This is a genomic window from Marinobacter nauticus (assembly GCF_003634635.1).
Taxonomy (GTDB): Bacteria; Pseudomonadota; Gammaproteobacteria; order Pseudomonadales; family Oleiphilaceae; genus Marinobacter; species Marinobacter nauticus.
In genome coordinates, this window is record NZ_RBJB01000002.1 from 1,007,569 (window position 1) to 1,022,252 (window position 14,684).

12 protein-coding genes are annotated in these 14,684 nt (G+C 57.4%); 5 read left to right on the plus strand and 7 right to left on the minus strand.

Going from position 1 to position 14,684, the window contains the following annotated elements; genetic code table 11:
• Nucleotides 1-196: 196 nt before the first annotated feature.
• From C7436_RS04935 to C7436_RS04945, 3 genes are read left to right on the plus strand one after another with little or no spacing between them, the layout of a single operon-like run.
• Complete coding sequence (locus C7436_RS04935; protein WP_121207042.1) at nucleotides 197-2,257, plus strand: putative bifunctional diguanylate cyclase/phosphodiesterase; 2,061 nt, start codon at nucleotides 197-199, stop codon at nucleotides 2,255-2,257.
• A gap of 23 nt (nucleotides 2,258-2,280) precedes the next feature.
• The gene (locus C7436_RS04940; RefSeq protein ID WP_011785499.1) at nucleotides 2,281-2,868 is read left to right on the plus strand and encodes a LemA family protein; all 588 of its coding nucleotides are present in this window, start codon (nucleotides 2,281-2,283) and stop codon (nucleotides 2,866-2,868) included.
• Between the two features lie 10 nt (nucleotides 2,869-2,878).
• Complete coding sequence (locus tag C7436_RS04945; protein WP_121206873.1) at nucleotides 2,879-4,858, plus strand: M48 family metallopeptidase; 1,980 nt, start codon at nucleotides 2,879-2,881, stop codon at nucleotides 4,856-4,858.
• A gap of 87 nt (nucleotides 4,859-4,945) precedes the next feature.
• On the opposite strand, the gene gspD is transcribed toward C7436_RS04945, so the two are convergent.
• The 6 genes from gspD to C7436_RS04975 all read right to left on the minus strand — a co-directional run bounded on the left by gspD (nucleotide 4,946) and on the right by C7436_RS04975 (nucleotide 11,508).
• Nucleotides 4,946-6,895 (minus strand): type II secretion system secretin GspD, encoded by a 1,950-nt coding sequence (gene gspD, locus C7436_RS04950; RefSeq protein WP_114433390.1) that lies wholly within the window; start codon nucleotides 6,893-6,895, stop codon nucleotides 4,946-4,948.
• Nucleotides 6,896-6,929: 34 nt separating this feature from the next.
• Nucleotides 6,930-7,778, minus strand: a complete 849-nt coding sequence (locus tag C7436_RS04955; RefSeq protein WP_121206874.1) for a type II secretion system protein N — start codon at nucleotides 7,776-7,778, stop codon at nucleotides 6,930-6,932.
• A gap of 1 nt (nucleotide 7,779) precedes the next feature.
• Nucleotides 7,780-8,571: a type II secretion system protein N gene (gene gspN / locus C7436_RS04960; RefSeq protein WP_114433394.1), complete on the minus strand. Its 792-nt coding sequence runs from the start codon at nucleotides 8,569-8,571 to the stop codon at nucleotides 7,780-7,782.
• Between the two features lie 166 nt (nucleotides 8,572-8,737).
• Nucleotides 8,738-10,390: a chaperonin GroEL gene (gene groL, locus C7436_RS04965; RefSeq protein WP_014421008.1), complete on the minus strand. Its 1,653-nt coding sequence runs from the start codon at nucleotides 10,388-10,390 to the stop codon at nucleotides 8,738-8,740.
• Nucleotides 10,391-10,466: 76 nt separating this feature from the next.
• On the minus strand, nucleotides 10,467-10,754 hold the full coding sequence (gene groES, locus C7436_RS04970) for a co-chaperone GroES (RefSeq protein ID WP_011785505.1): 288 nt from the start codon (nucleotides 10,752-10,754) through the stop codon (nucleotides 10,467-10,469).
• 196 nt (nucleotides 10,755-10,950) lie between these two features.
• Nucleotides 10,951-11,508, minus strand: coding sequence for an FxsA family protein (locus C7436_RS04975; RefSeq protein WP_023009840.1), 558 nt, complete (start codon nucleotides 11,506-11,508; stop codon nucleotides 10,951-10,953).
• 72 nt (nucleotides 11,509-11,580) lie between these two features.
• Here C7436_RS04975 and C7436_RS04980 point away from each other — a divergent pair, with 72 nt between their 5' ends.
• A complete protein-coding gene (locus tag C7436_RS04980; RefSeq protein ID WP_011785507.1) occupies nucleotides 11,581-12,342 on the plus strand; it encodes an SDR family oxidoreductase in 762 nt (253 codons plus the stop codon).
• 23 nt (nucleotides 12,343-12,365) lie between these two features.
• A complete protein-coding gene (locus C7436_RS04985; RefSeq protein WP_121206875.1) occupies nucleotides 12,366-12,689 on the plus strand; it encodes an MGMT family protein in 324 nt (107 codons plus the stop codon).
• Nucleotides 12,690-12,731: 42 nt separating this feature from the next.
• On the opposite strand, the gene C7436_RS04990 is transcribed toward C7436_RS04985, so the two are convergent.
• Nucleotides 12,732-14,246 carry a fumarate hydratase gene (locus C7436_RS04990; protein WP_121207043.1) on the minus strand — a complete coding sequence of 505 codons (1,515 nt, stop codon included), beginning with the start codon at nucleotides 14,244-14,246 and terminating at the stop codon, nucleotides 12,732-12,734.
• Between the last annotated feature and the right edge of the window lie 438 nt (nucleotides 14,247-14,684).

Consider the following 14,684-nt stretch of genomic DNA (forward strand, 5'->3'; position numbering starts at 1 on the left):
CCCCCTGCGGGCGTTTCTGTATCTGAATGCGACGAAACCGAAACAAATCGACACACGCATCCACAAGAAACTCTGAAAAAATCGTCCATACTCCATGAAGTTGAAAGGAATCTGAACCATACTGTCATGTGCCGCGTGATAGATCCTGTCGCAGGGTCCGACAGAACCAATCAGACAGATGAGCCAAGAACAGCGGATGCAAAAAACCTTTGAAGTAGAGAACCACCTCGGATACCGCATTCTCCGATGGGTACTGCTCGTCGCGTTGCTGAGCGGTATTCTGATGAGCGCGGTACAGGTGGTGCTGGATGCAAAGAGGGTATCCGCTGAACTGGAGCGTGATGCAGCCCAGACCCTTGCCATGGTAGAAGACTCTGCCACCCAGGCCGTTTTCAGCATTGATGACACGCTCTCCCAACAGGTGGTGGATGGACTGTTCGCCCTGGAACCCATTCACATGGCCAAAATCACCCACCCCGACGGTGATGAACTGGGTGATCGGCTACGGCCTCTGCAGGACTCCCCGTTTCGCCCTTTAACTGATCCGATATTCGGCCAGGTTCGCGAATACCGCGAGAGTCTCACGCGAGGCAGCAATCCGGATCTTGTCTACGGCTATCTTGAGGTTCACTACGACACCGCCCCCTATGCTCGAACCTGGCTCGGCCGAGCACTGGTGACGTTTGCATCAGGCATCGCCCTGGCACTCATTCTTGGCATCGTACTGTTCGTGGTGTTCCATCTGCTGCTGACCCGCCCGCTGCTGCGCATTGTGCAGTCGGTCAAAAAGGTGGACCCGGCACACCCGGACGATCGCCTGGTTTCGATCCCGGAAGGACACCGGGCCGACGAGCTTGGCCTCTGGGTTAACGCCACCAACAATCTGCTCGTAGCCATCGGAGATACCCAGAAAAAACATCGGGAAGCAGAAGACCGGGTCACCCGACTGGCCCGTTACGACACACTGACAGGCCTGCCCAGCCGCGATGCCTTTATGGAAGATCTTCAGGGCGCTATTGAACGAGCCCAGGAAGGCCACAGCTCTATCGCTCTGATGGTCTGCGGTATTGACGACTTCAAATCCGTCAATGAGCAGTGCGGTTTCCGCACCGGCGACACCATCCTTCAAACGGTGGCCAGTCGCCTGACCGCCAACCTCTCATCCGACAGATTCAATGTCGCGCGGCTGGGCAGCGACCAGTTCGTCATTGTTGAGAAACATCTGCGCGATGGATTCCAGGCGGCGGAAACCGCCGAGAAGGTACTCGCTACCATCGGCTCTCCCATCAATTCGGGCAACCACCGGATTTCCATGACCGCCACCCTGGGGATTTCCCTGTTTCCGTCAGATGCCGACCAGGCCGATCGCTTGCTCCAGAGCGCCGAACAAACCATGGCACTGGCGAAGCAGACCGGGCACAACCACTTCCAGTTCTATGTGGCCAGCATCGACAAGGAAATTCGCGAACGCAAACAGATGGAAAAGGACCTGGCCCAGGCCCTCGCAAACCACGAATTCCATCTGGTCTACCAGCCACAGATCAATCTGGAGACACGGCGCGTTATTGGTGCAGAAGCACTGCTGCGGTGGGAACACCCTGAACACGGCATGATTCCCCCGGACCTTTTCATTCCGGTAGCGGAAGCGAATGGTTCCATCGTCGAGATTGGTCAATGGGTCCTGGATCAGGCTTGCTGGCAGGCCGCTCGCTGGGCCAGCGAGGGCACTCACATCAGAATCGCTGTGAATCTGTCCGCTGTTCAACTGCGCCAGGAATCGATCGTTGACGATGTTCTCAACACCTTGAAACGACATAATATTCCTGCGGGCCGTCTGGAGCTGGAAGTGACCGAAACAAGCTTTATGACCAACCTCACCGATGCGGTCGCCAAGCTGCATCGGCTGCATCGGGCCGGCATCAGTATTGCGGTTGATGATTTCGGCACGGGCTATTCATCGCTGACCTATCTGAAGCAGATGCCGGTACAGCATCTGAAGATCGACAAGCAGTTCATTCGGGACCTGCTGATCAACGAGGAAGATACCCGAATTGCCAACACCATCATCGACCTTGGCAAGAGCCTGAATCTGACCGTCGTCGCAGAAGGTGTGGAAACAGCAGAGCAGGAGTATTACCTCAGCCAGCGTGGCTGTGCGCTTGCTCAGGGGTATTTCTTCTCCAAACCCCTGTTACCCAGAGATTTTGAGAATTTCGTACAGACTTTCCACGCCCGGATCGTGGAAAATAACGCCTGAACCTTTAGCCCTTAGGAGTAGTCATGGGAACGACTGTCATCGGTCTTGTAGTAATTGCCGTTGTCATCCTCTATCTGGTGTTTATCTACAACCAGCTTGTTTCTTTGCGCAACCAGTTCAAGAATGGCTTCGCCCAGATTGATGTCCAGCTTCAGCGCCGCCACGATCTGATCCCCAACCTGGTGGAGTCCGCCAAAGCCTATCTGGACCATGAAAAGTCCACCCTGACCCAGGTAATGGAAGCACGCAATAACGCGGTCAGTGCCCAGAAAGATGCCGCCCGTGACCCAGGCGACAGCACCAAGATCCAACGCCTTGGCAGCGCCGAGAACCTGCTGACCAAAGCCCTCGCCAATTTCTACGCCGTGGCCGAGAACTACCCTGAGCTGAAAGCCAACGAGACCATCCAGCAACTGATGGAAGAACTCTCCAGCACCGAGAACCGTGTCGCGTTCGCGCGCCAGGCGTATAACGATGGCGTGATGAACTACAACATCTTCCGCGAGAAGTTCCCCAACAATCTGGTCGCTGGCCTGTTTGCGTTCAAGGAAACCGCCCAGCTCCAGCTTGAATCTCCAGAGGCCCGCCAGGCTCCAAAAGTCAGTTTCTGAGGCCTGATTCATGGCGAGCCCCGGTTTCTTCCAGCGCCAGGCCAGTGCCCGGCGCAACACTGGCTTGTTGGTTGTGCTGTTTCTCACCGCAGTCACCCTGATTACTCTGGCGGTCTGCCTGGTGGGTTACATGGTCACCCGCAGCCAGACCTCGGCCCTGCCTTTTCATTACTGGCTACTGTCCAGCCATGGCCTGACAACCGCCGGTGCGGTGGTCGCGCTGATTGGCATCGGCTCCCTGGTACGCTGGGTGGACCTCGCCGGAGGCGGCACCCGCGTGGCGAGAATGGTTGGAGCCCGGGCTATTGATCCGGACACCCGCGACCCGGAAGAACGCAAACTGCGCAATATCGTCGAGGAAATGTCAATTGCCAGTGGTGTTCCGGTACCGGAGCTCTACGTGATGGACCATGAAACCGGCATCAACGCCTTTGTGGCCGGTTACACCCCTGGTGAAGCGGTGATGGTGGTTACCCACGGAGCCCTGACCCAATTGAACCGGGACGAACTCCAGGGCGTGGTAGGCCACGAATTCAGCCACATCCTCAACGGCGATATGCGCATCAATGTCAGGTTGATCGCCCTGCTGGCCGGTATACTGATGATCGGCCAGATTGGCCAGTTTCTCCTGAGGGCCGGCTTCTACAGCAGCGGTCGTAGCCGAAACCGGGACGGCCGGGCACAGGCCGCCATGGGGCTGATCGGGCTGGCCTTGATGGTGATCGGTTATGTCGGCGTGTTCTTTGGCCGGCTCATTCAGTCGGCCGTCTCACGTCAGCGGGAGATGCTGGCCGACGCGTCATCCGTTCAGTTCACTCGTAACCCCGAAGGCATTGGCGCCGCCCTGTTCAAAATCGGGATGAAAGGCGGGTATCTGGACACTACCAGCCATGCCAGCGACATGAACCACATGTGTTTCGGCGAGGCAGCAAGGATGAAATTCACCTCCCTGCTGGCATCCCACCCTCCCATTGACGAACGAATCAACGCCATCCAGCCAGGGCTGATGGCACGCCTGCGCAGCAGGCTACGGGATACCGAACCTGGCTCACGCTTGCAGGGACAAGGCCGCAATCCGGATAAGGCAGCCATTGGAGACCTGGTGAGCCAGGTAGTCGAACCCGCTCAAGGCACCCGAAAGTACAGCCTATCGCCTCTGGCGAGCTCCCTGACCAACGAATCTCCGACGGCAACCCCTGCGCTGTCCAGCCGCGTCGGCACGGTTTCCGCGGACAGCGAGCGCTTCGCCAGCAGTCTCCTGAAGAAACTGCCATCGACCTTTCGCAACCTGTTATATACCCGGGCTGGGGCCGTTCAACTTTGCTATGGCCTGGTGATTTACGAACTGACGGACCCCGAGCAAACCGAGAGGCTTGCTCTCATCCCAGAGCACTCCGTGCTGGGCGCCCAACCCGAGTTGCTTGGTAAACTACTGCCATCCCTAAAAGAACTTGGCGAACGCGCACGTTTTCCAATGCTTGAACTGGCCATGCCGGCGTTGCGAAAGCTCGATCCGGAGGAGCGGGACACCCTTCTCGCAAACATTCAGACGCTGGTTCAGGCGGACAACCGGGTGACCCTGTTCGAGCTCGCACTCACCACCTTCCTGTGGCGGCATCTAGGCCGTGGCTCCGGGCAGGTGGTGCCCGTGAAATACCGAAGCTTCCGGCAAGTCAAACCCGCCATTGAACAGGTGCTGAGCCTGTTCGCCCGGGCCGGCACCGAAGCACCGGAAAAGGCTCAAGCGCTCTATCAGGAAGCTATTTCCGGGTTTGGCAACGGAAACGACGAAACCATGCACAGCAAGATCACCATGCAGAACCTGAGAGCTGCTCTGAATGTTCTCAGCAAGCTCTCACCACTGCTGAAGCCTGCCATTATTGATGCCTGCGGACATTGCATCAGTCACGACGGAAAGGTGGAAGTTAAGGAATACGAATTAATGAGGCTGGTGGCGGATCAGCTGGACTGCCCGATGCCGCCACTCTGAGAGCACTCGAAGCACCGCCCCAGTCCTGCTCGCCAGGGCGATGATCAGACAGCGCGGTTATCCACGCTGTCTCGTCAGCGCAACTCCCTACTGCCGGCGCCCTTCAAACAGCATATCGACCGACGGATCGGATTCTTCCTGGGGCAAGCCAAGCTTTTCCCGCACTTCCAGGTTCACATCCCAGAGGCGGTTGAACTTTTCAGTGGTCGCCGCCACAGCATCTGCCTTGCCCAGCATGATCGTGGGGCGCAGGAAAACCAGCAGGTTGCGCTTAACGCGGGTCTCGGATTCAGAAGAGAACAAGCGACCAAGCACCGGGATATCGCCCAGCAGCGGTACCTTGCTCTTGCTGACCTGGTAATCGTCCTTGATCAGACCGCCCAGTACCACGGTCTCACCGTCATCCGCCAGCACGGTGGTTTTAATCTCACGTTTGTTGGTGATCAGATCGGACGCACCATCAACGCTGGTTGTGGAAATGTCCTCGGTCGTTTGCTCAACCACCAGACGCACCAGGCCATCTGCACTGATCGTAGGCGTGACTTTCAGCGACAACCCCACATCGCGCCGCTCGATGGTGGTAAACGGGTTGGTGGTCCCGTCTCCGGTCACGGTAGACTGGCCAGTACGGAACGGTACGTTCTGGCCAACGATAATTTCAGATTCCTGATTGTCGAGGGTAATAATGCTGGGCGTAGACAACAGGTTCGCCGCAGAGGAAGAAGACAGTGCCTGAATCAGTAAGCCCCAGGTAACACCATCCTCATCACGCTGCCCGGCACCGACGGTCAACCCGCCGGCAAGCTGCGGAATAGTGTCACCCACCAGAGCTCCGATCACGGAGTTCAGGCCAACCATACCCTGGCCACTGGTCAGGTTTGTACCCAGCACCGGAAATGAACCAGCAGACTCATCGCCAGCCGCCAATTGCACCCCGAGCTGATCGCCCAGCTCATCACTGATTTCCACAATCGCCGCTTCAATCATCACCTGGGCACGGCGCACATCCAGCTGTGCCACAATCTGCTCGGCTTCCTGCATCAGGGAGGGGTCCCCCCGGACAACGAGAGCATTCAGCCCTTCATCAGCAAAGACTGAAAAGCTGCTGCCCGGATTCCCGGTAGAGCCACCCGAGCTGCCGCCAGCGCTGCTCTCTTTCACTACCTCACCCATCACACCTTTGAGTATTTCGGTCAGGGTCTTGGCATCGGCATGACGAAGACGAATCACCTTGGTGGTCCCGCCACTGGCAGACGGTTGGTCCAGTTGGAGAATCAAACCGCGCATCTTGTCCCGAAAGGTTTCGTCGCCGCGCAGAATCAATCGATTGCTGCGCTCGTCGGCTGTCACGCTGTATTTGCGTGCGGCATTCTCACCGCCAGCGCGGCCAAGCTCTTCTGGTGCCAGCTCCTGCAGCAGGGTCACCATGTCACCAACCCAGGCTTCCTGCAGCTGAATCACTTCCACTTCGTATTTTGAGGGGCTGTCCAGTTCCCGAACGATCTGTTCAATGCGAGCGATATTAGAGGCATGATCACTGACAATCAGGGCGTTTGCCGCAGCCACGCCCGCCAGATGGCCGTATTTGGCAACCAGCGGCCGCAGAATCGGAACCAGTTCCAGGGCGTTGGCATTATCAATCTGGATAACACGGGTGATCAATTGCTCGGAGGGCGTTTGCGGAAACCTGTTCAGGTTCTCTGCAGACTGTTTGGCATCGACCTGCTGGACAATTTTGACGACTTCCTCTCCGGGGATCGCAGTAAAACCATGCACATTCAGCACTGCCAGGAAAAGATCGTAGATTTCGTCCTTGTTCATGGGGGCACTGGACAATACCGTCACTTTCCCTTTAACCCGGGGATCCACCACAAAGCTGTAGCCGGTTATGTCTGCCACCTGGGTGACGAAGGCCCGAATGTCCGCATCCTTGAGGTTCAGCCTCCAGGTTTCTTCCTGCGCCTGCGCCAGCGACGCCAGCGGCAGTAAAAGCGCGAACATGATTGCCTGGAGGAGGTTGATCTTGTGGTTATACATCTGGCGATATCGTCCTGTTATTTTGAGTACCCTGTCAGCGCCATTGTTCGGGTATGGCGTAACTGACCGTCAGCAGGGTTCCGTCACGTTCAATTTCTATATCCAGCTGCGGCTGGCTGCGCCAACTGTCCAGCAGCTGCTTGTCCTGCTCGATGTCGCCCAGAGGCTGACCGTTCACCGAGGTAATGATATCTCCCGGACGCAGATTCACGGCGTTCAGCATGGCGTTCGAGCCATCATACACATACCCGCCGCGATCCTCTGCAGGCTGCAGACCGTAGGTTGCCAGTGCAGCCACGCCTTCACTGTCCAGCCGCGCTCTGGCGTCTTCCAGGTAGGTATCCGGCGATTCTGCCGTTTGCACCGGCTCTTCCGCAACCAGCGCTCCGGTCTCTATCTGTTCCTCAAACGCCAGGGATTCGTACCTCCCCCCCCTGCGTAGCAGAATTCTTCCAGCCTCGACCTCCGCCAGCTCAGCGTTGCCCGGTAACTGGTCGCCAACCCGATAGTATTCGGTTTCGCCGTTACTTCCGGCAACTATAGCACCGGAGTCCTCCGGACGCCGCCCGACAAGCACACCTTCCAGCCTCAGGCGCAGCCCGGTTTCCGGTGCAGAGCGGCGCACCACGTCGGCCACACCCACCTGATTATCAGGTCTCCCGAAGAACTCATAACCGGCGATCGGAGCCTCTGACACTCGGCTACGGACCTCAACGCCGGCACCCGTCTGCCCGAAGATTTCCGGTACAGGCCGGTCGTTCCAGGCAATCAACCAGGTTAGTTTCGCCAGCTCTACCGCAAGGTAAAGCACCAGCGCAAGCAACAGCAGATTCGCCAATGTACGCGAGAACCGCTCCTGACGCCCCACCGACAGCTTCATCATATTACAGGCCTCCGGGCAGCAATGGCTGCCGGACCCGGAACACTACGTCACCCGGCCTTGCAGAATCTGGCCAGGGCTGTTGCGCCAGATCGACCATGCGCTTGTACACCCGCAGTTCCATCATGCCATCCCAGAGTATGCTGGCATCAGCCGCCGGCCCGCTTGCACCCTGCTCTGCCACTACCAGTGAAACGCCTCCGTCCACGGTGTCCAGATCTGCCTGCATGGGAGGAAACACGGCCTGGCCCACCTGATTGCCCATCGGCCAGGTAACCCTGCCACCATCCCAGCGCCCGAGCCCGTCTGCTGACTTCAGGCGACCGTCTGCCCAGGACATCTCGAAGCGATCCACAGACACGGTTCCCTCAATCATGGCGCCACCGCTCTGGCGTATCAGTTGCTCGAACTCGGCAACCGCTATCAGCCCATTGGCACTGACCTCAAAATTACCCTGCCAACCGGCACGGGCAACCCCTTCCACGCGGGATTGTGATGAAGACACGGAAAATTGCAGCGGTAATGTCACCCCGGACAGCGATGGCCAGCCAAATTGCCATTCCAGGCGTGCCGGAAAACCAGCCACAACAACCCCTGCGGCCCCATCCCAGAGACGCCCGGATACCTGCTGCACCCGAACCTGCTCTGGCAGCTGCACCTGGGCCGAGGCCTGCTGCCAGAGCCAGCCAGCCGGAACCAGAACAATCAGCGTGATCCCGTAAACCAGCAGACCGAGCAACAGCAGCAGAACCACTTTGCCAGGGCCGAGAAAGGATTTTGATCGGGATTCAGTCATTGCAATTGGCACATTTAAAAACCGGTAGCCGAGTCTAACAAAGCCATTGGGCAAGTTCATGACAAAAAAACGAAAAACCCCGCACCAGTGTGAACCAGCGCGGGGTTTTCAGGGGTAGATCGGGCCAGGCCTCAGAAACTGAGACCTGTTCGGGATCTGGCCGGCATTACATCATGCCGCCCATGCCTCCCATTCCGCCCATGCCACCCATATCCGGCATACCACCGCCGGCTTTCTCGTCTTCCGGCTCGTCTGCAACCATCGCCTCGGTGGTGATGATCAGAGAAGCTACAGAAGCTGCTGCCTGCAGGGAAGAACGGGTTACCTTGGCGGGATCCAGGATACCCATTTCCAGCATGTCGCCGTACTGCTCGGTCGCAGCGTTGAAGCCGAAGGAGCCTTCGCCTTCTTTTACCTTGGCAACCACCACAGAAGACTCACCGCCTGCGTTGAATACGATCTGACGCAGCGGAGCTTCCATGGCGCGACGCAGAATGTTCACACCGGCTTTCTGCTCGTCGTTGATGGCGTCTACCTTGTCCAGAGCCGCAATAGCGCGGATGAGGGTAACACCACCACCAGCTACGATGCCTTCTTCAACGGCAGCGCGGGTGGAGTGCAGAGCGTCTTCAACGCGGGCCTTCTTCTCTTTCATTTCAACTTCAGAGCCGGCGCCCACTTTGATGACGGCGACACCGCCAGCCAGCTTGGCGACGCGCTCTTGCAGCTTCTCTTTGTCGTAATCAGAGCTGCTGTCTTCGATCTGCTTGCGAATCTGCTCAACGCGAGCGCTGATATCAGCCTCGGCACCAGCACCACCGATGATCGTGGTGTTTTCCTTGGTCACGTTGACACGCTTGGCAGTACCCAGGTCATCCAGAGTGGTGTTTTCCAGGGTCAGGCCGACTTCTTCGGAAATCACGGTACCGCCAGTCAGAATGGCGATATCCTGCAGCATTTCCTTGCGACGGTCACCAAAGCCAGGCGCCTTCACAGCGTTGACCTTCACAATGCCGCGCATGTTGTTGACCACCAGAGTAGCCAGGGCTTCGCCTTCGATGTCTTCAGCGATGATCTGGAGCGGCTTGCCAGCCTTGGCAACGGCTTCCAGCACCGGCAGCAGTTCGCGGATGTTGGAGATCTTCTTGTCGACCAGCAGGATGTACGGGTCTTCCAGCTCGGCAGACATGTTGTCCTGGTTGTTGATGAAGTACGGGCTCAGGAAACCGCGGTCAAACTGCATGCCTTCAACCACATCCAGCTCGTCTTCAAGGCCACGGCCTTCCTCAACGGTAATGACGCCTTCTTTACCCACTTTTTCCATCGCGTCTGCGATGATCTTGCCGATGGTTTCGTCACCGTTGGCGGAGATAGTACCGACCTGGGCGATCATGCGGCTGTCGTCGCAGGGCTTGGCCATTTCACGGATGGCTTTAACAGCTTCGGCGGTACCTTTGTCGATACCACGCTTCAGGTCCATCGGGTTCATGCCGGCAGTCACGGCCTTGATACCCTCATTCACGATGGACTGGGCCAGTACGGTCGCAGTCGTGGTACCGTCACCAGCAGTTTCGTTGGCCTGGGAAGCGACTTCCTTCACCATCTGCGCGCCCATGTTCTCGAACTTGTCTTTCAGCTCGATTTCCTTGGCCACAGATACGCCGTCCTTGGTCACAGTCGGAGCGCCGAAAGACTTCTCCAGAACCACGTTACGGCCTTTGGGGCCCAGTGTTACCTTGACCGCGTCCGCCAGGATGTTAACACCTGCTACCATGCGCTTACGGGCGCTATCACCGAATTTAACGTCTTTTGCTGCCATGTCTTCTATTCCTGTTCGTTAAACCGAAAATTGAACCAATCGGATTAATGAGCGTTCGTGCCTATCGCTGTTGCGATCACTCAAGCACGCCGTAAATATCGTTCTCACTCATGATGAGCAGCTCTTCACCGTCAACCTTCACGGTGTTACCGGCGTACTGACCGAAGACCACGGTGTCACCCACCTTGACCGCCAGTGCACGGGTTTCGCCGTTATCCAGAATGCGGCCATTACCCACAGCGATCACTTCGCCCTGGGAAGGCTTTTCTTTGGCATTACCCGGCAGCACGATGCCACCCGCAGTTTTCTCTTCTTCTTCCTTACGGCGTACGACAACACGATCGTGTAGCGGACGAATTTTCATTGCTCTGTTTCTCCAATAGTCAGATTAATGTGGCAATGACAATTGCATGTTAAAAATGTCTGGCCGGAGACCCGGACCCGACAAATTGCCCCGGCATCCAAGCCACTGATAGACAGCGGTTTTCAGCCTGAAGCGAATCTGTGCTGTGTTAATGGGGTTGAGCGAAAGATTTTCAACACCCGCAACGAAAAAAATTTCACTTTTTTTCCTGCTCATCCTGATCAGACTGCCCCTGCTGGAGCTGGCCCCTATCAGTCCGGGTCTGATCCTGGTACTCGCCTTCAATGATGTTGCCGTTGGCATCACGATCGAATGGTCGCTGCTGGCCAAATGGGCCTTGCCCGAAGGGCCCTGCACCGCCTCCGGCGCTGAAAAAGAAACTCCGGCCGTGATTCTGCCCCGACACCGTCATCCGCTTCAGCGCCTGCGATGCCAGCCAATGTCGCGAGCCCGGCAACAAACACAGAAAGCCGAAGGTGTCGGTGATAAACCCCGGCGTGAGCAACATGGCGCCACCGACCGCAAGAATCAGCCCCTCGGCCACTTCTTTTGCCGGCAACTCACCGCTGTTGAGCCGTTCATTCGCCCGCAACAAGGTCGCCAGCCCCTGCTGGCGCAGCAACCAGGCCCCGATTACAGCTGTCAGAAACACCAGCCCTACCGTATTCAACACGCCGATAACGCTACCGACCTGAATCAATACCGCCAGTTCGGCAATGGGCATAACGATGAAAAGAAAAAAGAAAACGGGCAAAATGCCTCCCCATAAAAACGATGCAGACACACAGAGAACGTAAAACACCTCTGAACTTAATTAGGGCAAACCATGAAACTTCAAGATTCTGTTATCGCAATCACTGGTGGCGGCCAGGGCCTCGGCCGCGCAATGGCTGAATACCTGGCAGCCAAAGGCGCCAGGCTGGCACTCATCGACCTGATGGAAGACAAGCTGGCTGAAGCCGCTGAGGCCTGCAAACTGGCCGGTGGCGACGCCAAAACCTATGTCTGTAACGTCGCCAAAGAAGAAGACGTTGAGGCAACCTTTCAGGCAATCATCAATGACTTCGGCCACCTCAACGGCCTGGTGAACAACGCCGGCATCCTGCGCGACGGCCTGATGGTGAAATTCAAGGACGGCAAGCTCGAGAAGCGCATGGAACTGGCCCAGTGGCAGTCCGTGATCGACGTTAACCTCACCGGCGTTTTCCTGTGCGGCCGGGAAGCGGCCACCCGCATGATCGAAAACGGCGACCAGGGCGCGATCATCAACATCGCCTCCATCTCCCGCGCCGGAAACATGGGCCAGAGCAACTACTCCGCCGCCAAAGCCGGCGTATCTGCCCTGGTGCCAGTGTGGGCCAAAGAACTCGCCCGCTACGGCATCCGCTGCATGGGCATCGCCCCAGGGTTTATCGAAACCGAAATGACGGCCTCCATGAAGCCCGAAGCCCTGGAGAAAATGACCGCCGGCATCCCCCTGAAACGCATGGGCAAGCCAGAGGAAATCGCCTCAGCAGTAGCGTTTATCTTCGAGAACGACTACGTTTCTGGCCGCATGATCGAGGTGGACGGCGCCCTGCGCCTGTAACCCGGCCAATACCGGAGCTCTGAATGAACGAGTCCGAAAAGGAACCGACAAAGGAGCAGAAAATCTGGCAGGTAGTGGCCGCGATTCCGAAAGGGAAAGTGGCCAGCTATGGTCAGGTAGCCGCCATGGCCGGCCTCGGACGCCAGGCGCGTTTCGTTGGCCGGGCCCTGGGCAAACTGCCCGCCGGCCACTGCATTCCCTGGTATCGGGTTATCCGGAGCAACGGCCAGATCGCCTTTCCTGAAGGCACGGAAACCTGCCAGCTTCAAACAGAGAAACTGAGGCTGGAAGGGGTGGAAGTGTACAAAGGAAAGGTAAAGATGAATGACTTTCAGTGGCAGCCTTGAGCCGAACACCCAAGGCTGCCACCGGACTAACAAAGACTCAGATCAAACCGCCTTGGCGGCAATGATCTTGTCGTGCCACTCAACCGGGCCGGTCTGGTGCACGGAACTGCCACGGGAATCCACGGCTACTGTTACCGGCATTTCTTCCACCTCAAACTCATAGATGGCTTCCATACCCAGCTCTTCGAAGGCCACCACCTTGGCGCCCTTGATGGCCTTGGAGACCAGGTATGCAGCACCACCCACCGCCATCAGATACACTGCGCCGTGCTTCTTGATGGCGTCGATGGCAACCTGACCACGCTCGGCTTTGCCGATCATGCCAGTCAGGCCGGTTTTTTCCAGCATGGTGTCAGTGAACTTGTCCATGCGGGTTGCAGTCGTAGGGCCGGCGGGGCCAACCACTTCTTCGCCTACGGGATCAACCGGGCCCACGTAATAGATGAAGCGGCCTTTCAGATCCACCGGCAGCTCTTCACCGCGCTCGATCATATCCACCATCTTCTTGTGGGCCGCATCACGGCCGGTCAGCATCTTGCCGGACAGCAGAACGGTTTCACCCGGTTGCCAGTCTTTCACGTCTTCCGGAGTTACAGTGTCCAGATTCACACGGCGAACATTCTCACCTACTTCCCAGGTGATTTCCGGCCAGTCGTCCAGGCTCGGCGGGGTCTGCAGGGACGGGCCCGTACCATCCAGCACAAAGTGTGCGTGGCGGGTTGCTGCGCAGTTCGGGATGATCGCCACCGGCTTGTTGGCCGCGTGGGTGGGGTAATCCTTGACTTTTACATCCAGAACGGTGGTCAGGCCACCCAGCCCCTGAGCGCCGATGCCCAGCTCGTTCACCTTCTCGAACAGCTCCAGGCGCAATTCCTCGGCACGATTGGAGGCACCGCGGGCCTGCAGATCGTGAATATCGATCGGATCCAACAGAGCCTCTTTCGCCAGCTCCATCGCCTTCTCAGCGGTACCACCAATACCAATACCCAGCATGCCAGGCGGACACCAGCCGGCACCCATCTGCGGCACCATCTTCAACACCCAGTCCACAACCGAGTCGGACGGGTTCAGCATGGCAAACTTGGACTTGGCTTCAGAGCCACCGCCCTTGGCCGCCACGTGCACGTCTACGGTGTTACCGGGCACCATCTTGTAGTGAATGATGGCCGGGGTGTTGTCCTTGGTATTCTGGCGCTTGCCGTCAGGATCAGCCAGCACAGAGGCGCGCAGCACGTTGTCCGGATGGGTGTAGGCGCGGCGTACACCTTCGTTGATCACATCGTCCAGCGCCATGTCGCACTCGAACTTCACGTCCATACCGATGTTCACGAACACGGTGACGATACCGGTGTCCTGACAGATCGGACGGTGGCCCTGGGCACACATGCGGGAGTTAATCAGAATCTGGGCCATGGCATCCTTGGCCGCCTGGGACTCTTCCTTCTGGTAGGCCTCGTACACGGCCTGAATGAAATCCTTCGGGTGATAATAGGAAATGAACTGCAGCGCATCGGCTACGCTTTCGATCAGGTCGTCCTGGCGGATCACGGTGGTCATAGTGGCCTCATCAGCTTGCTGATTATCGGAAGTATGCGGAGCCACCAAAGCAGCCCCCTGCTTATATAAGGAAGCGAGAGTTTACCAGAAATTCGACACAGCGGTTGATGCGACAGAAGGCGCAAATGCTATGTACGCCAGCGAAAATAGCTATGACGGCAAAACCAATTCGCAACAATTTGTTAAAACAGGCATTACCCGGCCACTGGAACTCGACAAACCGCGGAGCGGCCACTATTTTTGATTGAGGGCCACTCCAAGGGTGCGAGGAGGGTTTCCAGACGCAGAATCACACTTTTGGCTGATCAACACTTGCTACTCTGTCGCTATAGTCGAAGCTACAGAAATTGGCTATTAAGTGCTGGCTACAATTTCAGACAACCAACAAATCAGAAAAGGCTGTGCGCGGAATCCTGGGGCCGACCGGTTCCGTCAACG